This window comes from Komagataeibacter medellinensis NBRC 3288, from assembly GCF_000182745.2.
GTDB lineage: Bacteria > Pseudomonadota > Alphaproteobacteria > Acetobacterales > Acetobacteraceae > Komagataeibacter > Komagataeibacter medellinensis.
The window spans coordinates 1,985,607-2,002,864 of the sequence record NC_016027.1; the positions used below are offsets into that span (position 1 = coordinate 1,985,607).

18 protein-coding genes are annotated in these 17,258 nt (G+C 62.7%); 3 read left to right on the forward strand and 15 right to left on the reverse strand.

Going from position 1 to position 17,258, the window contains the following annotated elements; all coding sequences use genetic code 11:
* Positions 1-82 precede the first annotated feature (82 nt).
* The 3 genes from GLX_RS09275 to GLX_RS09285 all read left to right on the forward strand — a co-directional run bounded on the left by GLX_RS09275 (position 83) and on the right by GLX_RS09285 (position 3,760).
* Positions 83-343, forward strand: coding sequence for a hypothetical protein (locus GLX_RS09275; protein WP_014105711.1), 261 nt, complete (start codon positions 83-85; stop codon positions 341-343).
* A gap of 486 nt (positions 344-829) precedes the next feature.
* On the forward strand, positions 830-2,554 hold the full coding sequence (locus GLX_RS09280; RefSeq protein WP_041247775.1) for a porin family protein: 1,725 nt from the start codon (positions 830-832) through the stop codon (positions 2,552-2,554).
* A gap of 117 nt (positions 2,555-2,671) precedes the next feature.
* Positions 2,672-3,760, forward strand: a complete 1,089-nt coding sequence (locus GLX_RS09285; protein ID WP_014105713.1) for an oxidoreductase — start codon at positions 2,672-2,674, stop codon at positions 3,758-3,760.
* 88 nt (positions 3,761-3,848) lie between these two features.
* Here GLX_RS09285 and GLX_RS09290 read toward each other — a convergent pair whose 3' ends face one another.
* The 15 genes from GLX_RS09290 to rapZ form a co-directional block, all read right to left on the reverse strand.
* Complete coding sequence (locus tag GLX_RS09290; RefSeq protein ID WP_014105714.1) at positions 3,849-5,516, reverse strand: ArnT family glycosyltransferase; 1,668 nt, start codon at positions 5,514-5,516, stop codon at positions 3,849-3,851.
* A 12-nt stretch (positions 5,517-5,528) separates the two neighbouring features.
* Complete coding sequence (locus GLX_RS09295; protein ID WP_014105715.1) at positions 5,529-6,287, reverse strand: glycosyltransferase; 759 nt, start codon at positions 6,285-6,287, stop codon at positions 5,529-5,531.
* Between the two features lie 21 nt (positions 6,288-6,308).
* Positions 6,309-6,809: a F0F1 ATP synthase subunit B family protein gene (locus tag GLX_RS09300; protein ID WP_014105716.1), complete on the reverse strand. Its 501-nt coding sequence runs from the start codon at positions 6,807-6,809 to the stop codon at positions 6,309-6,311.
* Positions 6,810-6,839: 30 nt separating this feature from the next.
* Positions 6,840-7,454, reverse strand: a complete 615-nt coding sequence (locus GLX_RS09305) for a F0F1 ATP synthase subunit B family protein (protein ID WP_014105717.1) — start codon at positions 7,452-7,454, stop codon at positions 6,840-6,842.
* Positions 7,455-7,470: 16 nt separating this feature from the next.
* Positions 7,471-7,695, reverse strand: a complete 225-nt coding sequence (locus GLX_RS09310) for an ATP synthase subunit C family protein (protein WP_003616715.1) — start codon at positions 7,693-7,695, stop codon at positions 7,471-7,473.
* Positions 7,696-7,756: 61 nt separating this feature from the next.
* Positions 7,757-8,506 carry a F0F1 ATP synthase subunit A gene (locus GLX_RS09315; protein WP_014105718.1) on the reverse strand — a complete coding sequence of 250 codons (750 nt, stop codon included), beginning with the start codon at positions 8,504-8,506 and terminating at the stop codon, positions 7,757-7,759.
* Between the two features lie 12 nt (positions 8,507-8,518).
* A complete protein-coding gene (locus GLX_RS09320; protein WP_041247776.1) occupies positions 8,519-8,860 on the reverse strand; it encodes an AtpZ/AtpI family protein in 342 nt (113 codons plus the stop codon).
* 123 nt (positions 8,861-8,983) lie between these two features.
* A complete protein-coding gene (locus GLX_RS09325; protein ID WP_041247323.1) occupies positions 8,984-9,751 on the reverse strand; it encodes a hypothetical protein in 768 nt (255 codons plus the stop codon).
* 100 nt (positions 9,752-9,851) lie between these two features.
* On the reverse strand, positions 9,852-11,432 hold the full coding sequence (purH, locus tag GLX_RS09330) for a bifunctional phosphoribosylaminoimidazolecarboxamide formyltransferase/IMP cyclohydrolase (RefSeq protein WP_014105721.1): 1,581 nt from the start codon (positions 11,430-11,432) through the stop codon (positions 9,852-9,854).
* Between the two features lie 113 nt (positions 11,433-11,545).
* A complete protein-coding gene (locus GLX_RS09335) occupies positions 11,546-12,355 on the reverse strand; it encodes an aminotransferase class IV (protein ID WP_014105722.1) in 810 nt (269 codons plus the stop codon).
* A complete protein-coding gene (locus GLX_RS09340) occupies positions 12,352-13,725 on the reverse strand; it encodes an anthranilate synthase component I family protein (RefSeq protein WP_014105723.1) in 1,374 nt (457 codons plus the stop codon). Before GLX_RS09340 ends, GLX_RS09335 begins: the two co-directional genes overlap by 4 nt.
* On the reverse strand, positions 13,718-15,547 hold the full coding sequence (gene ptsP, locus GLX_RS09345) for a phosphoenolpyruvate--protein phosphotransferase (RefSeq protein ID WP_014105724.1): 1,830 nt from the start codon (positions 15,545-15,547) through the stop codon (positions 13,718-13,720). Before ptsP ends, GLX_RS09340 begins: the two co-directional genes overlap by 8 nt.
* Positions 15,534-15,839 (reverse strand): HPr family phosphocarrier protein, encoded by a 306-nt coding sequence (locus GLX_RS09350; protein WP_231850317.1) that lies wholly within the window; start codon positions 15,837-15,839, stop codon positions 15,534-15,536. The genes ptsP and GLX_RS09350 overlap by 14 nt, the downstream gene beginning before the upstream one ends.
* Positions 15,817-16,278 (reverse strand): PTS sugar transporter subunit IIA, encoded by a 462-nt coding sequence (locus tag GLX_RS09355; protein ID WP_014105726.1) that lies wholly within the window; start codon positions 16,276-16,278, stop codon positions 15,817-15,819. The genes GLX_RS09350 and GLX_RS09355 overlap by 23 nt, the downstream gene beginning before the upstream one ends.
* Positions 16,275-17,243 (reverse strand): RNase adapter RapZ, encoded by a 969-nt coding sequence (gene rapZ / locus GLX_RS09360; RefSeq protein WP_041247777.1) that lies wholly within the window; start codon positions 17,241-17,243, stop codon positions 16,275-16,277. Before rapZ ends, GLX_RS09355 begins: the two co-directional genes overlap by 4 nt.
* Positions 17,244-17,258: the final 15 nt, after the last annotated feature.

Below are 17,258 nucleotides of genomic sequence, written 5' to 3' on the forward strand. Positions count from 1 at the left end.
GCGGAGGGGGATGCGTTTTTTGGGCTTATCGTGCCCTCCGTCAAGAGGCAGAATCCCCCCAGTGCAGCCCAAGGAGCCGGCAATGTCCCATAATTACGCAACACCGCTCACCCCGGAAAAACGCCTGGCCCGCGTACTTGCCCGCATTCCCGCTGACTGGCCGCTTGAGATCGAACGCCAGCCCGCCACAGGTTGGCGTGCACGACTGACCCTGCCCGTGCACGGCGTACGGGACTGGACCCCACCCCAACCCACCATGCTCGCGGCGCTAGAAGCCGCATGGCGCGATGCCCGCGAAAGCGTGGCAACAGATCCGAGCAAGGGAGAGACAGTCAAGAAATAAGTTAAGTAAATATAAACACAGATACGTGATTATCTGCTTTGTATTATCCGCCTGATGCACCGTGGACCGGTACTGGTTTTATTGTCACAGGCACAGGAATTCAGATGCACACGATTGTTTGATGCCTACCGCTACCTGTGGCCCATACGCATCCCGACATAGAAAAAAGCGTACTATCATTCCGCAATATCGTACAGCCCGATGCCGGAAACGTACATGTGTCCAAGCTGACCACATTTTGAACATTGTATAAAAAAAAAGGATATTTGCTAACAAATCCCGTGCGTTCCCGCCTGTGACCCACCACAGACCGCAGAGACGGCGGGAGAAATCCCTCCGCTATCGCCACCATGGCATGCCCACGCACCAGCTTGTTTGCACCCATGAGGGCCATTGACCCGCCGGACTTTATACAACAGGAATGCGGACAGGGAGTTCAATACTATGTCGGCAGTAAAATTGGCGCGTATCGGCGCGATGGTTGTCATGGCAACTGGCAGTGCATCCATTGCCTGCCCCGATGGGGCACGGGCTGATGATTACAGTGAACTCCTTGATATCCTCAAGGCCAAGGGCAGCCTGACGCAAGGTGAGTACAAGGGCCTGCTGACCCACCACATGCAGCATGTACGTGAGGCTACGGCAGCCAGCCGTCCGCAATACGTACCCGCCCAGCGCCACATGGCTACCCCCACATCCACCCATGCCCAGGTGCGCACCGCCATGGGCCATGACGTGCAGCCCCCCGGTCAGATCGAGATTGGCGGCGGCGGCATGGACCCCGATTATGTACTGGCACAGGCGCAGCAGGCAGCAGCCAACGCGCAGGCCAGTGCGGCATCGGCTGAGTCCACATGGCTTGCCACCCAGCATTCCATGGGCCTTGGTGGCGGCGACTCCTTTGTGCGCATGGCGAAATATGAACCCGGCAAGGGCCTGACCTTCAAGGCCGGACCGATCAACATCAACCTCTCGGGCTTCATCAACGGGTTCTATACCTATAACAGCCCGGCAGGCGGCATGCCGGTTGCCGGTGGCGTCTCGACCGGGGCGAGCGGTTTCGACTCTTCCGCCCTGCGCAACGGCCTGCTGCCCGCGGGTCTGATCCTCAAGCTCTCGACCACTCAGAACGGCATCGACCTTGCTGCCGTCATGGGCATGTATCCCGGCATCGACAATGCCAAGAACGGCGCCTTCAACGCCAATACCGGCGGCAGTCCGGTGGGCCTTGGTACCGCCGGCATCGACTTTCGTCAGGTTTACGTAACGGCGGGCAACAAGAAGTGGGGCACGTTCAAGATCGGGCGTGACCTTGGCATCTTTGGTGGCGATGCCATTCTTGATGACGCGACCCTGCTTAGCGTCGGTTCCACGGGCAGCAACTCGGCGCCGGGCAACACCTCACTGGGCCGCATCGGTGTCGGTTACGTGTATGCTGACTGGATTCCGCAGATTTCCTACCAGTCACCCACCATCAAGGGCTTCCAGGGCACGATCGGTATCCTTCAGCCGCTGGACGAGTTCGATTTCTCCGGCTCGGACCCCAACGGCACCGCCTATTCGGCCGGTTCCACCCAGCACAGTTCGCCCATGATCCAGGGCAAGATCACCTATGACTTCAAGATCGGTGGCCTGAGTGCGCGCATCTGGGCCAGTTTCCTGACCCAGCACCAGCAGAACCTGACGGTTAGCCGCACAATGACCGTGCATACGGCCCTGCTTGAAGCCAATGGCGGGATTTATGACATGGCCACCACCACCACGACGGATGATGCGGTCAATCCGGGCCAGAAACGTGGTGTTACAGCAGAAGCGGGCGAAATCGGCACCAAGCTGACATATGGGCCGGCGCAGTTCGTGGGCTACTACTACCGTGGCAGCGGCTTGGGCACGACTGGCCTGTTCTTTGACGGCGTAGCCAATAACGGCCACAAGCGTGCATCGGAAGGCTACTATGTCCAGATGATGTACAACTTCACCAAGAAGTTCAAACTGGTAGGAAGCTACGGTGTCAGTAACCTCTACCTTGCGCCAGGCGAGACCAATCCCGACCTTGTTCGCCGCAATGAATCGGAAGTGGGCGCGGCCTACTACAAGATGACCGACTGGCTGAACCTGGTGGCGGAATACGCCCATACCAGTTCGGCGGCACACGGTCCGTACAAGGAAAGCGACAACAGCGCATCAGGCGGCATGATCCTGCTTTTCTGAACGCTATCCGGGCCGGAGAATCAGGGACCGGCCCCAACTTGTTCATGGCTTCTTCTCTTTTTCATGTCAGGTTTCCGGCCATAGTCGGAACCTGAACCGGAAAGGGAGGAAAACCACATGCCCAACCCGCACCGCTGGCCCCTGCGTGTCGGACTTGTCGGGTACGGCTTTGCCGGGCGTATCTTCCATGCCCCCCTGATCCACGCCACACCGGGGCTGGAACTGGCGGCCATCTGTTCCAGCAGGCGTAGCGATGTGCTGGCGGAGTGGCCCCACCTGCCGGTTGTCAGCACGCCAGAGGCATTGTTTGCCCAGCCCGACCTGGATCTTGTCGTCATCGCCACACCCAACAGGACCCACGCCCCGCTGGCCACTGCCGCTCTGCGCACCGGGCTGCATGTAGTGGTGGACAAGCCGTTTACCCTGACCGTGGCACAGGCCCGCGAAGTCGCTGCGGTGGCACAGGCGCATGGACGCGTGCTATCCGTTTTCCAGAACCGGCGCTGGGACAGTGACTTCCTGGGGATCCGCCACCATATCCGCAGCGGAGTAATCGGTCGCGTGACCGAACTGGAATCCCGCATGGACCGCTTCCGCCCGCAGGTGCGCGCGCGCTGGCGGGAAACGGATGCACCGGGTAGCGGGCTGTGGTTCGACCTTGGCCCGCACATGGCCGACCAGGTGCTGCAACTGTTTGGTCTGCCCGACAGCATTCAGGCCAGCATGACCCAACAGCGCGATCATGCCAGCGGCACGGACTGGGCACAGGTCATATTCTCATACGGGGCGCTGCGCGTCAGCCTGCATTGCAGCCTGCTGGCGGCATGGTCTGGCCCGCGTTTTATAGTGCATGGCACGCAGGGCTCCCTGCTCAAGCATCATGGTGACCAGCAAGAAAACCAGCTTCGTACCGGCCATCTACCCGGCGCATCTGGTTGGGGTCATGACCCGGATGACATCATGCTGTTCGATGGCACGGACAGGCCCCGCCCCCTGTCCGCCCCGCCGGGTGACTACCGGATCTATTACGCACTGGTGCGCGATGCGATCATGAAGCGTGGCCCCAATCCGGTGCCACCCATACAGGCCATTGCCCTTATGGCGGTACTGGAAACCGCCGTGGCCTCCAGCGAAGCTGGCAAGGCACTTTCCCTGCCCCTGACCGGGATGGAATGCCAGCAATGGGCGCAAAGCATTGATAAATAATAAAAAGTTTTTGGGTGCCGCCTTTTTTTAAAAGGCGGCGTTCTTTAAAGCTGCTTGAAAAAAGCTTCACCAGAAACTTCTTTACGGTTTAAGGCCCTGAGGGGCTGACCACGGCATACAGACCGATTTCCAGGTGCTTGCCGGTGGAGTAATTCAGCCCCTGCTCCTGCCCCAGTTCATGCACATCCAGCCCATCATGCAGGGCGCGGGCACCAAAGGTGGCCAGATCCTGTGCGCCCACCAGGGCCATGCCGCATTTCTGGTTCTGTTGCAGAAAATCGGCTGCCGCTGCCGCATTGACCAGCCGTGTATCCTGCCCCAGCAGGAACACAAGGCTGGGTTCCGAATCAGATGTGGATGCCACAATGGTCTGCGCGCAGGGCCGGTGTGCTGCCACAAGCCCCGCCAGCCGCGGGCTAAGCCATATCGTGTGCAGTTGCGGGATGACCGTAACGAATAACCCAACATGGATGATGACTGCCGCCGCCACCGCCGCCATGACCGCACGCAGCATGTCCCGGTGCAGAATCATGTACCCCGCCATGACCAGCAACGGCAGGGCACCAGCCGGAATCAGCATCGCCGCCCACGGCACGATCCCCTCCATGCGCCACAGCAGCACCGGACCGGCAAAGGCCAGCACGGAGCCAACCGTAAACCAGACCAGACCATACGCCGCCAGCAAGCCACGCGCCCACAGGGCCCGGGGCCATTCCCAATTGGTGGGAAAGGAGACGATCGCCGCTGCCGTCAGGATGGCAATGGCCGGATAGGTCGGCAGCACGTAATGCGGCAGTTTGGTCGCAATCGCCTCAAACACCAGCCAGTGCGGTACGATCCAGCACAGCAGGTAGCGCACATGCGGCTGGAAACGCTGTGCCCAGATGAAGGGCAGGCTCATGGCCGCGAAAATCGATCCCGGCCAGAACGCAATGGCAAAGACGCCCAGATGGTAGCCCGGCGGCAGGCCATGCGTTTCCTGTCCGCTCGCCACCTTACCCAGAAAGTTACGCCCCACCGCGCGAGAAAAGAAATCGCCGTGGCTGATCACGCCAATGGCAATACACCACGGCAGCACGATCGCCAGCATGACCAGCCACCCCCATGCCGGGCGCAGGCGATGCCACCAGTCAATCCGCCGCTCCACCAGCGCAAGCGCCAGCGGGGTGCCAAAACCGGGAATCAGCACGACCGGCCCCTTGAGCATGAGGCCACACCCCAGCGCTACCCAATACAGCAGGGCAGCGGCAAGAGGGGTTGCAAGGTCGCGCTCCCGGTCCAGATAGGCACGCAGTAGCCCGCATTGTGCCAGCAGCACGGATAACAGTAGGGTCGTATCAATGGTGGCCATCCGCCCTTCCGCCGTCATCAGCACGGATACGGCCAGAAGGGCTGCGGCCAGAAGACCACAGGTCGGGCCGAACAGGGCGGCCCCGATCCATGCCGTCAGCACGGCAGCAACGGTAACGGCCAGAAGCGAGGGAATACGATAGGGCCAGGTGGCGTGCTGGTCCTGCATGCCGGTCAGGCGGACAGCAGCCGCTTCCAGCCAGTAGATCCCGGCGGGCTGGAGATAACGCGGCTGGTCAAGGAACCGGACATCAACATAGTTGCCGCTATGCAGCATCTGGGCCGTGGCTTCCATATAGCGCGGTTCATCACGGTCCAATGGCGGCAGCGATGCACGGCCCGGCAGGAACAGGACAAACACGGACAGCGCCACAAATATGTAGTGGCGCAGTGTCAGGCGCGTCATGGCACGATCCCTTCAGCGTTCGGTAACGCGTTTCGGTATCCTGGCGCGGTTGTTAAGCCACATCACACCCAATATGTCCCGAATGCCGACAATGGCCCGGTTTAAATTGGTGTATTTGGAAGAACCATGCAGTCGGTTGCGGTGATGGACCGGCACACAGACTAGCGGCACGCCCCGTTGCCCCATAAGGGAAGGCAGGAAGCGATGCAGGCCTTCAAACTGCGGCAGGCCCAGGAAATCGGTACGCCGGAACGCCTTGAGCGAGGCTCCCGTATCCGGGCAGCCATCATTGAGAAGACGACTCCGCAGCCGGTTTGCAAAGCGCGAAGCTAGCCTGCGCGACAGGGTATCCTGCCGCTTGGTCCGCACCCCCACGACGAGCGGCGCACGCTCCCCTATGGTGGCACGACACAATTCCAGCATGGAGATGAAATCGGCAGGATCGTCCTGTCCGTCACCATCAAGCAGGATGACCCATTCACCTCGGGCGGCTTCCACCCCCGTGCGCAGCCCTGCCGATTTACCACAAGCCGTGTTGTGGGAAAGGATACGCAGCCCTGGCAGAATGCCGTCATGCCTTACGGCTTCCAACTCCGTGACCGTTGCATCCGTACTGCCATCATTTACAAAAATGACTTCAGCCGGAGGCAACTGTCCCAGTACTGCTGCAATTTCCTGACAGAGAGGACGGATATTGTCCCCTTCATTCAGCACGGCTGAAATGATGGAAACAACGGGGCGGGTTTCCACCCCGTTTCCTGTTTCCTGCATTCCGTCTTTCAGCAACGACAATCAGGCAGCACGCTGTGAAAGGGCGCCCGGTAGGTCGTTGATCGATTTGTCAACGATCTTGCCATCCACATCGGCATCGGACTGCAGGCTTGCGGCAAGCGTTTCACGCGTGGCCTGGATGGCGATGTCCACCGCCGTCTCACGCACCTCACGCAGTGCAGAACGCTCGGCCTGAGAAATACGGTCCTTGGCCATCTGTTCGCGACGGGTGGCTGTGTCCTCGGCATCCTTGCGGGCCTGGGCTGCGATATTGGCAGCTTCACGCAGGGAGTGTTCAACCAGTTCCTTGGCTTCGGCCAGTGCAGCTTCGCGGTCGCGCGTTGCGTCCTCAAGCATCTGCTCCGCCTCACGGCGCAGGCGTGCTGCTTCATCAAGCTCGGCACGAATACGCTCTGCCCGCCCATCCAGCGCGTTCACCAGGGGTTTCCACAGTGAACGCCCGAACAGGACAAAGAACAGGACAAAGGCAACAGCCGACCAGAAACGGGGATCATGAAACATGATTATGACCTGTCTGTCTTGGGCAGCGGGTCAGAGACCACGGGCCGCCGCAGCAGAACCAACCTTTGCCGTCACTAAATCGGCCGGGGCGGCAATGCCGGATAACTGATGGATCAGCGTTTCCGCCGTCGTTGTGGAAATCTCACGCACGGAGGCCAGAGCCTGGCTCCGGGCCTGTTCGATGCGCGTCTCGGCATCCTTGATTTCCGCAGCCAGGCGGGCATTCATTTCCTCGGTCTGCCGGGCCGCGGTAAGGCGCGCCTCCTCGACAACCTTGTCCACATTGGCCTGTGCTTCGGCCAGCGCCTTGCGGCGTGCCTCATACAGTTCGGCCACGGCTTCATCAGCACGGGCTTTGGCCTTGTGGGCAATGCCCAGATCCGTCTCGATCGTCTGGCGACGCAGTGAGAGAACCTTTTCCACCTTCGGCAGGGCCGAACGGCTCAGCAGAAGATAGAGTACCAGAAAAATGCCAGCGCCCCACACCACCTGACCGATGACATAGGGATTGCCGAAATCAAGCTGTGGCATGCCCTCGGCGCGCGCGCCAGGGGCAACCATGGCCATCAGCGGCAGAGCCAGCGCGGACGTGGCCATGAAAGACCCCGCCCTTCGGATGTTGTCATACATCACGGCGCGCGCCATGTTCGCCTCCTGTGTATTAGACGAACAGGATCAGGAAGGCGATCAGCAGCGCATACAGGGCAACGGCTTCTGTCAGGGCGAAGCCCAGCATGCCGAGACCGAACACGTGCGGGCGTGCGGACGGGTTGCGCGCGATGCTGCTGACCAGCGTGGAGAAGATGTTACCCAGGCCAATGCCAACGCCAGCGAGGGCGATAACGGCGATACCGGCACCAATTTCACGGGCTGCTGCGATATCCATGTCTTGTTTTCCTTGTTTCAGACGTTCTGGATTGAAATAGATGGAAGCGGGTTAGTGGCCCTTAGTGAGCCACCGCTTCCCTCAGATAGATGCAGGTAAGGATGGCAAACACATAGGCCTGCAATGCACCCACCAGCAATTCGAGTGCCATCAGCGCGACATTGATGACCACGGGACCAACGGCGATGATGTCACCGAAGAAGCCCAGACCGGCCAGCATGATCGTGAAGGCGGCAAACATGTCGAACATCACGTGACCGGCGACCATGTTGGCAAACAGACGGATCGACAGGCTCACGGGACGTGACAGGAAGGAAAGAATCTCGATCGGGATCAGCAGCGGGGCCAGAGCCTTGGGGGCGCCAGCGGGCATGAAGTGGGCGAAGAACTTCGCCCCCTGCACCTTGAGCGACACGATGATCGAGAGGCAGAACACCATCAGTGCCAGCGCCAGAGTCACGGCGATATGGCTGGTGAAGGCGAAGGAGAAGGGCAGCAGGCCAAGATAATTACCGGCCAGGATGAAGAAGAACAGCGTAAACACGAAGGGGAAGAAGGCCCGGCCCTCAACACCAATCGTATCGACCGCCATATTGTAGATGAAATCGTAGCACATTTCCGCTGCCGACTGCAGCCGACCCGGCACCACCGCCGCAGGCCGCATGCCCACGTACAGGAACGCCAGAACCACAATGGCGGCAACAATCATCATCATGGGGGACTGGCTGAACCGCAGGGATTCGCCTAGTGCACCCAGAACTGGATGGAGCTCGAACTGACCGAGCGCGTCGATGGATGATCCGGCCGCCAACTTCGTTCTTCCCTATAACCGTCCAGAGCCGCTATCCGGCCCGTCTGCCTTAGTGTTCATGGCATCGGGCCTGACGAGACGCCAGACATTAAGCACACCTGCCACGCCCCCAAGAAGCGAAAAAACGATAAGGAACCAAGGCTTTGTATGCAGCCAATGGTCCAACCCCCAGCCCATGGCAACCCCAACCACCAGCGCCGAGACAAGCTCCGTCCCCGACCTGATGACCAGACCGAGATCAGATAGTGTCCCACCGCTTTCCTGTTCAGCGGGCCTGCGCGGTTCAATGCGCTCACGGGCCGCCTGCAGTCTCCGGTTGAAGGACTCGCCTGAAGGGTCGTTATCCTTATCCAAATTCTCGCACATCCCTAGGTGCAGCCGGTAGCTACCGGTGCTGCAATAACCTGTCAAGCAAGCGGTGGCAAACAAAGACGCCACCGCCGCATCTTTTTTGTGCTTCGCGCGTTTTGTGCGGCCTTATTCAGCCGTTGAGCCACCGGGAATGACATCATAGCCTGAACTGCCGGGAAAGGCACCAGGCGGCGGTGCGTCGGCCGGTTCCACATGGATCGCCTGGTTCACGTCCGGTCCGATCTCACGCGCGTTGATGGCCGTGCCCCGCTCACCCGCCACCCCCGTGCCTATGGCGTGCAATGTCGCCCCCGGTTTGAACCAGGCGGCAAGGCGGCTGGCATTGGTCTCACCCACATACACCACGGCATGGTTGCGCATGATCACGCCCTGCACCTTGCCCTGCATGTCGTAAAGCGGGGCAAGGATGATGCCATCCACCGGCACATCAGGCCCGATGCTGGGGGAGTCGTAGGGAATTACGGCCCCTTCCACCCTTACATCGGCAATCCGCCGCCCGCGCGGGCCGGTTACGGCATAGGCGCGCACGATCGGGCGGCCAGCGCCCTTCAGGCCGTTGATGCTCACCTGCTCGCCGGGGTGGACGATGCCGGGCAGGCTGTCGCCCAGTTCACGAGGACAGAAAACCTGCGTGCCATCCGCCAGCAGCAGACCCGCGACCTGCCCCGATGGCGTGAGGATGAACTGCACCAGTTGCCCGGTGGTGACGGGCAGCGGGGCCATGTCGAATACGGGTGCGACCTGCGCCACGGGTGCCGGGGCGGCAGCAGGGGGCGCCCCCCTGGTGGCTGCATGGGCGCTACCCGCTGCCAGGCTGCCAGCTACAAGCACGCCCGCAAGCAGGCGGCAGGAGGAACGTCGATGAATGTCCATGCAGGTACCCGTCTTTCGTCTGTCTTGGTCCGGCCTTGCGCCGGGGATGGCGTCCATCTCATGCCATCCCCGGCTTACAGGCAAGTGGCCAGTGCTGGGATCAGTGCCGGAAATGGCGCATACCTGTGAAGACCATGGCAATGCCCGCCCTGTCGGCGGCGGCAATCACCTCATCATCACGGATCGAGCCACCGGGCTGGATCACGGCAGTGGCACCGGCAGCAATGGCCGCTTCCAGCCCATCGGCAAAGGGGAAGAACGCGTCCGATGCCACCACGGATCCCTGTGTCAGGGGATGATCGACACCGGCCGCCTTCGCGGCATCAGCGCTTTTGGTGGCGGCGATGCGCGCGGAGTCCACGCGGCTCATCTGCCCTGCCCCAATGCCCACCGTGCTGTGATCCTTTACATACACGATGGCGTTGGACTTGACGTGTTTGGCCACGCGGAAGGCAAAGATCAGGTCAGCCATTTCGGCTGGTGTCGGCGCGCGCTTTGTCACTACTTTCAACGCATCGGGGGCAATACGCCCGTTATCGCGCGTCTGGGCCAGGAAGCCACCGGCGACCGAACGCACCACAACCCCACCCTGTGCGGGATCAGGGAGGGCACCGGTCAGCAGCAGGCGCAGGTTCTTCTTGCGCGCCAGAATCTGGCAGGCTTCCTCGGTTGCATCGGGGGCGACGATCACTTCGGTGAACAGGGTCGCGATACGGGTCGCGGCCTCCGCCTCCAGCGTGCGGTTAAGGGCCACGATGCCACCAAAGGCGGAAACCGGGTCACAGCGCAGCGCCCGGTCCCACGCTTCGGCCTGTGTCGCGGCTGTGGCAACACCACAGGGATTGGCGTGCTTGACGATCACAACAGCAGGTTCATCAAATTCGGCCACGGCCTCGAACGCCGCATCCGTGTCGTTGATGTTGTTGTAGGAGAGCGCCTTACCCTGCACCTGCCGGGCCGTGGCCACGCCGGGACGGGTGGTGCCATCGATATAGAAGGCGGCTTTCTGGTGCGGGTTCTCGCCGTAACGCAGGCTCTCGCGCTTCTCGCCCGCCACGATCATACGCTGGGGCAGGTCCTCGCCTTCCTGGCCTGCAAACCATTTTGCAATGGCGGCATCGTAGGCGGCGGTGCGGGCATAGGCCGCACCGGCCAGCTTCGTGCGCTGGTCCAGCGTGGTGCCACCATTTTCCAGTGCGGTGATGATGCCCGCATACTGGGCCGGGTCGGTCACGATCGCCACATGGGCGTGGTTCTTGGCGGCGGCGCGGATCAGGGCGGGGCCACCGATATCGATGTTCTCGATACAGTCTTCCGGCCCCGCACCTGATGCCACCGTGGCCTCGAACGGATAAAGGTTGACGGCCACGAGGTCGATGGGAGCAATGGCGTGCTCTTCCATCTGGCGCACATGCGCGGGCAGGTCGCGCCGACCCAGGATGCCGCCATGCACCTGCGGCACCAGCGTCTTGACGCGGCCATCAAGGATTTCGGGGAACCCGGTATGTTCGGACACGTCGCGCACGGGAATGCCGGCCTCGCGCAGCGTGCGGGCGGAACCGCCTGTCGAGAGGATTTCCGCACCATGGGCGACAAGGGCACGGGCAAGGTCAAGCAGGCCGTTCTTGTCGGATACGGAAATCAGGGCACGCCGGACCGGCACGGTGGTGGGGGGGGTCATCAACAGTGACCTTTCACGCAAGCTGGAAATGAGCCAATGCGGCCTGAATTAGTCCAACCCCGTTACGATGGGCAATAAGCGAAATGCCATGACTGGCCTGTGCGGGGCGGAATTCAGCGCCATGCACAGGCGCGCAGGGCTGCCAGCAGGTCGGGCCTGCGCGCTACGGCACAGCCATCGAGGCCCGCCACCTCACGTAAGCCAAGGCTGTTGCAGGTGAACAGGGCTTCAGCCTGCAGCAGGGCGGAAACCGTGATGCGCCCGACCCTTACCATCCCCGCATCCACCAGCACGCCACGCACCGTGCCGGGTAGCGCGCCGTCGCTGATGGGCGGTGTTACGGGCTGACCACCAAGGCAGGCGATCAGGGTGCTGGCGCTGGTCTCGGCCACATGGCCCGCATGGTTGAGCAGGAGCGCATCGTCCGCGCCCATGGCCGCAGCCTCCATGCGCGCAAGGATGGAAGGTAGGTAATTCAGGCTCTTGATACGCGAAAGCACACTGCCTGCATCGCGCCGGTGCGTGGCCATGACCAGCCTGACCGGTGTGGCGGGCGGCGTAGTGGCAGTAGCGGTAATGAGGCAGGTGGGCCTGACATGGGCTGGCGGCAACAGGCCGCGCGGGCCGGTGCCGCGTGTCAGCGTCAATCGCAGGGAGCCAGATCCCAGCGCGCAGGCGGCCAGCAGGCTTTCCACCCCGGCGGCAAGGGCGACCCTGTCGGGCGGAGGCATGTGCAGCACGGCCGCACCGTGTTCCAGCCGATCCATATGCCGCGTAAAGTGACAGAGCGCCCCCCCTGCCACCCGCATGGTCTCAAACACGCCATCGCCCAGTAAAAAACCCCGGTCAGCAGGGTCTATACGCGCTTTGGCAGCAGGCAGGATCTGGCCATCAAGCCAGATGGGCAGGGGGGCTTCTGTCATGGCAGATTGGCCGGTTTATCGCCAAAGATCGCCAGCAGGCCCGCAATCTTCAGTTGCATTTCATGATATTCACGCATGGGATCGGATTCATGGGTAATACCACCGCCCGCCGCCGCTGTAATATGTGCAGAGGTCATGACCAGCGTGCGGATGATGACGCTGCTGTCCATGCCGCCATCATGGCCAATGCGGACCACCGTGCCGCAATAGGCACCACGTGGCGAGGCCTCCAGTTCATCAATGATCTGCATGGCGTGATGCTTGGGTGCCCCCGTAACCGAACCCGGTGGCAGGGTTGCGGCCAACAGGTCAAACACATCGCAGTCGGAGCGCAGCCGCCCTGTTACTTCCGATACCAGATGATGGACATGCGTGAAGCGCTCCACCCCAAACAGTTCGCTCACCCCCATGCTGCCCAGTGCCGCAACGCGCCCGATATCGTTGCGCATGAGATCGACGATCATCAGGTTTTCCGCCCGTTCCTTGTCATCATGACGCAGGCGGTGCGCAAGGGCCTCATCTTCCGCCGCATTCCCGCCGCGTGGGGCAGTGCCCTTTATGGGCCGGGTGCGCACCGTGCCATCCGGCTCAAGGCTGAGAAAACGCTCGGGCGAAGCACCAAGCAGGGCAAACCCGTCCACCCCCGACAGAAATGCCCCGAAAGGTGCAGGCGACCCCACCCGCAACGCACGATAGGCATCTACTGCCCGCAGGCCTTCAGGCCGCAGTACCCCCATGCGCCCGGTCACGTTGACCTGAAAGACTTCCCCCGCTGCAATCCGTTCCACCGCGTGCGCCACGGTGGCCCGATAGGCCGGGCCGGTCTGATCCGGGAGAAAGAACAGGCGGGGCAATGCGGGCAGGGGGACAGCCGGGCCAATAGCTTCCCACCGTGCCACCAGAGCTGCAATACGGGCCGGAGCCAGTTGTGTGGGGGCGGCAAGCCAGGCCTGCCCGGTCATGCGGTCCAGAAGGCAGGCATGATCGTAAATGCCGAATGCGGCCTCGGGCTCCTCCGGGTCTGCTGCATGGCGCGTGGCGATCCCTTCTACCCGCAGGCCAGCGCCATAGCCGATGAACCCGACCGCGCCACCCGCAAATGGCACGCCGTCCGGGCAGGTCCGTGCGGGCAGGTGCTGGCGCAGCAGTTCGGGCAGGGGCTGCGATACGGGTTGGCCATCGCGCCAGCAGGTGCCGCCACGCTGAACAATCACATGCACCGGATCACGGCATACGATTACCCAACGCGCACGCGGACTGACATCTCCCCCGCTATCCAGACAGGCCAGCCAGGGCAGATGGCCCCATGCGGCCAGGATATCATCCCCCTCGCGCCATGGCAGGGGGTGCAACGTACCGGTGCTATCCATCCTCACCCTGCCGCAGGTCTTCGGCATAGGCCGCGAGCATGGCGGTGACTTCCTGCCCGTCAGCTGCTTCCAGCGCACGGGCGGCCATGCGGCGACAGTCATCCATGCCTACCGCCCGAATGGCCTGCTTGACCCGGGGCACGGCAGAGGCATGCATGGAAAATGCGCGTATCCCCAACCCCACCAGCAGCGGTACGCAACGCGGGTCGGACGCCATTTCCCCACACAGGGAAACCGGCCTGCGCTGGCGCAGCCCCGCATCCGCCGCCATACGCACAAGGCGCAGCACGGCGGGATGCAACGGGTCGTACAGAGCCGCAACATCATGCGCCGCGCGGTCGGCTGCGAGCGTGTACATGGTCAGGTCATTGGTGCCGATGGCCAGGAATTCCGCATCCTGCGCCAGCACATCCGCCATCAGGGCGGCAGCCGGTGTCTCGACCATGATGCCAAGCGGGGGCAGCGGGTCGGGAACGCTTACCCCCCTACGTCGCAACCTGCGTCCAATGCGGGCATAGAGATCTCGTGCGGCGCGCATTTCCCCCATCGAAGACACCATAGGCAACAGCACCCGCACCGGCCCGGCCGTGGCTGCGCGCAGGATAGCGGCGAACTGGGTTTCAAGCAGACCACGGTGCTGGAGCAAAAGCCTTATGCCGCGTATGCCCAGCGCGGGATTGATTTCTCCTGCATCGCCAATACCCATGTGGGAGAGCACATCGCTGTTCTTCTCGCTACCCCAGTCCACCACGCGGATAGTGACCGGATCGCCCGCCATGGCCTCGATCAGGGGGCGATAGACGGCTTCCTGCTGGTCTTCATCGGGGAGGGCCTGAGCATTCATGAACAGGAATTCGCTGCGCAGCAGTCCGATGCCCGCGGCACCAGACTGGGCGATCATGGGCAGTTCGGCCGGTATTTCCAGATTGGCCTGCAACGTCACGACTTCCCCGCTGGAAAGGCGGGCAGGCAGGCGGCGCAGGCGGCCCAGCATCTGCCGCTCGCGGGCATAGGCGGCAACCTCCACCCGTGCAGCCGCCGCCGTGCGGGTAGAAGGCCGGATGATGACCCGCCCGGTCATGCCATCAACCACAAGACGCGTGCGCCGCCCCATCTGCGCCAGCACCCCGTGAGCGGCCAGCACCGCCGGGATGCCAAGGGCGCGTAGCAGGATGGCAGTATGACCGGTGCTACCGCCTTCCTCCGTTACCACGGCGGCAATGCGAGAAGGGTCGATCAGGGCGGCATCAGCGGGGCGTAACTGTTCGGCCACCAGAATGGCGCCATCGGGCAACGTGGAAAAGGACCGGTAGGGCGTGCCGCTGAGGTTGCGTATCAGCCTGCGCCCGATCTCACGGAACTCGCCCGCCCGCCTGCGAGCCGCGACCGCGTCCTCCCCCTCGGGTGCCGGGCGACCGGGGGGGCTGAGCATGATGGCGGCCAGTGCCTCGGTTTCCTGCAGCACGGCCGCTTCCGCCAGCATGCCCTGCACAAGCCGAACCTCAATGCCACGGCGCAGGCGCGAGGGACCAAGCATGCGGCGATAGACTTCCAGCAGCGAGCCGATTTCCACCTGCCCGTCCTCGGGCAGCAGGGCAAGACGCTCGTGCAGCCGGCGCAACTGGGCGGCGGAGCGGCTGATCGCCTCGTGCAGGCGGGTGCGTTCATGCGCGGGGTCACAGTCACACCGCGCGGTATCGACCAACGGGGGAGCAGGCTCATGGGCGACCGTGGCATGACCGATGGCCACACCGGGAGAGACTGGCTGCCCCGCCAGACGGACCTCACCACTGCGCGACGGGCGGCGTTCAGTCGCCTTCATCAAACCCGGCCCCGACCAGGGCAACAAGGGCTGCCAGTGCGAGCGCTGCCTGCGGACCACGGGCAGTCATGCCGATTGTCTCGCCCCTGCCCGCCCCCAGCATCATAAGCCCCATGATCGAATGCCCCGATACCGTCATGCCCGCATGGGTCACATCGATTTCCGCCGTGAATTTTTCCGCCACCGTCACGAATTTCGCGGCAGCCCGCGCATGCAGCCCGCGCTGGTTCACGATCTCCACATCCACAGGCCCACGGGTTGCCTGCGGGTCAACCACCGTGGCCCGCCACACTATCGACCGTGCCCGCCATGCATTCCCCCACACCCGTCAGGCACGCGGCCGGTAGGTGGGAAGCAACGGAGATATAGCGCCGCCCGGCCTCTTCCGCCCCGCTCAGGCATTCGCGCATGCCGGCATGGCCGCGCATCTGCGCAAGCTTGACCAGCATGGGCATGTTCACCCCCGCCAGCACTTCCACCCGGTCGTTCTCCAGCACGGAGACCGCGACATTGGAAGGTGTGCTGCCAAACATGTCGGTCAGCAGGATGACGCCCTTCCCGCTATCAACCGAATCGATGGCCTGCTGCAGGGCAAGCCTGCATGTGCCGGGCAGCGTGGTTGCGGTTACGTTGAACACGGCCGCCTGTAACTGCGGGCCAACAACATGCTCGAGTTCCCCCTTCAGGGTCTCGCCCAGGACACCATGCATAACAAATACAAGACCGATCATTTCCGGGGTATCTGCTCCGTTGTTGTAGCCTGCGCGCGCGGGCGGCTGGCCCAGCGCCAGCTGCTGCGGCCCTGCCGGGCCAGTTCACGATGCATGATCACCACTGGCCAGACCTCATGATGGGTACCGCCAGCCTGCCGTGCAAGCCTGAGCGCCATGGCCTCAACCAGCGTGACCGAGCGATGCCGCCCGCCCGAACAGCCTATGGCGATGGTGGCGTATTTCTTCCCCTCACGCACGAAGCGCGGCAGAACCAGTTCCAGCAGGCCGACCATCCGGTCGAGGAATTCCTGATAATCAGGGTCACGGGCCACATATTCCGCCACGGGCGCATCCAGCCCGGTCATGGCGGAAAGTGCCGGGTCATAATAAGGATTGGTCAGGAAACGGGCATCGAACACCATGTCCGCCTCCCGCGGGAGGCCGGCGGGGAAGGCAAACGACATCAGCGCCACCGTAAGCCCATCCAGCCCGCCTGCCGACCATTCTCCAAACCGCGCTTCCACCAGTTGGCGCAGTTCAGGCGGAGGCAGGTCGGACGTGTCGATCACCACATCGGCCACTTCCCGCAGGGGGGATGTCAGCGCGATTTCGGCCTCGATCCCTTCCTTCACGGTGCCATGCACCGCCTGCGGGTGGCGCCTGCGGGTGGCAGTATAGCGGCGCAGGAGCACGCTTTCCTCTGCCGTGGCGTAAATCAGTTCCGCATGCAGTGCCGGGTTGACGCGCAGCCTTGCCAGGGCAGCCAGCACGGCAGAGGCATCGAAGCCGCGCGTGCGCGAATCCACACCGACCGCCACCGGGCGCTCGGCGCGGGCGACGATCTCGTCAAGCATGCCAAGGGGAGGATTGTCGATCACCTCGTGGCCCAGATCCTCCAGAATGCGGAGAATCGAGGACTTTCCCGCCCCGGATAAGCCGGTCACAAGCAGGATGCGACGGGGGTGAGGTGTGTCTTCAACCATGGTGTCGGTCACGCA

What these genes read in the sequence shown, in the direction of transcription:
- GLX_RS09325 (WP_041247323.1), bottom strand. Translation starts at nt 9,751, where the DNA reads ATGGACATTCATCGACGTTCCTCCTGCCGCCTGCTTGCGGGCGTGCTT.
- GLX_RS09285 (WP_014105713.1), top strand. Translation starts at nt 2,672, where the DNA reads ATGCCCAACCCGCACCGCTGGCCCCTGCGTGTCGGACTTGTCGGGTAC.
- GLX_RS09355 (WP_014105726.1), bottom strand. Translation starts at nt 16,278, where the DNA reads ATGATCGGTCTTGTATTTGTTATGCATGGTGTCCTGGGCGAGACCCTG.
- GLX_RS09295 (WP_014105715.1), bottom strand. Translation starts at nt 6,287, where the DNA reads ATGCAGGAAACAGGAAACGGGGTGGAAACCCGCCCCGTTGTTTCCATC.
- GLX_RS09335 (WP_014105722.1), bottom strand. Translation starts at nt 12,355, where the DNA reads ATGACAGAAGCCCCCCTGCCCATCTGGCTTGATGGCCAGATCCTGCCT.
- GLX_RS09340 (WP_014105723.1), bottom strand. Translation starts at nt 13,725, where the DNA reads ATGGATAGCACCGGTACGTTGCACCCCCTGCCATGGCGCGAGGGGGAT.
- ptsP (WP_014105724.1), bottom strand. Translation starts at nt 15,547, where the DNA reads ATGAAGGCGACTGAACGCCGCCCGTCGCGCAGTGGTGAGGTCCGTCTG.
- GLX_RS09310 (WP_003616715.1), bottom strand. Translation starts at nt 7,695, where the DNA reads ATGGATATCGCAGCAGCCCGTGAAATTGGTGCCGGTATCGCCGTTATC.
- rapZ (WP_041247777.1), bottom strand. Translation starts at nt 17,243, where the DNA reads ATGGTTGAAGACACACCTCACCCCCGTCGCATCCTGCTTGTGACCGGC.
- GLX_RS09300 (WP_014105716.1), bottom strand. Translation starts at nt 6,809, where the DNA reads ATGTTTCATGATCCCCGTTTCTGGTCGGCTGTTGCCTTTGTCCTGTTC.
- purH (WP_014105721.1), bottom strand. Translation starts at nt 11,432, where the DNA reads ATGACCCCCCCCACCACCGTGCCGGTCCGGCGTGCCCTGATTTCCGTA.
- GLX_RS09280 (WP_041247775.1), top strand. Translation starts at nt 830, where the DNA reads ATGGCAACTGGCAGTGCATCCATTGCCTGCCCCGATGGGGCACGGGCT.
- GLX_RS09290 (WP_014105714.1), bottom strand. Translation starts at nt 5,516, where the DNA reads ATGACGCGCCTGACACTGCGCCACTACATATTTGTGGCGCTGTCCGTG.
- GLX_RS09275 (WP_014105711.1), top strand. Translation starts at nt 83, where the DNA reads ATGTCCCATAATTACGCAACACCGCTCACCCCGGAAAAACGCCTGGCC.
- GLX_RS09305 (WP_014105717.1), bottom strand. Translation starts at nt 7,454, where the DNA reads ATGGCGCGCGCCGTGATGTATGACAACATCCGAAGGGCGGGGTCTTTC.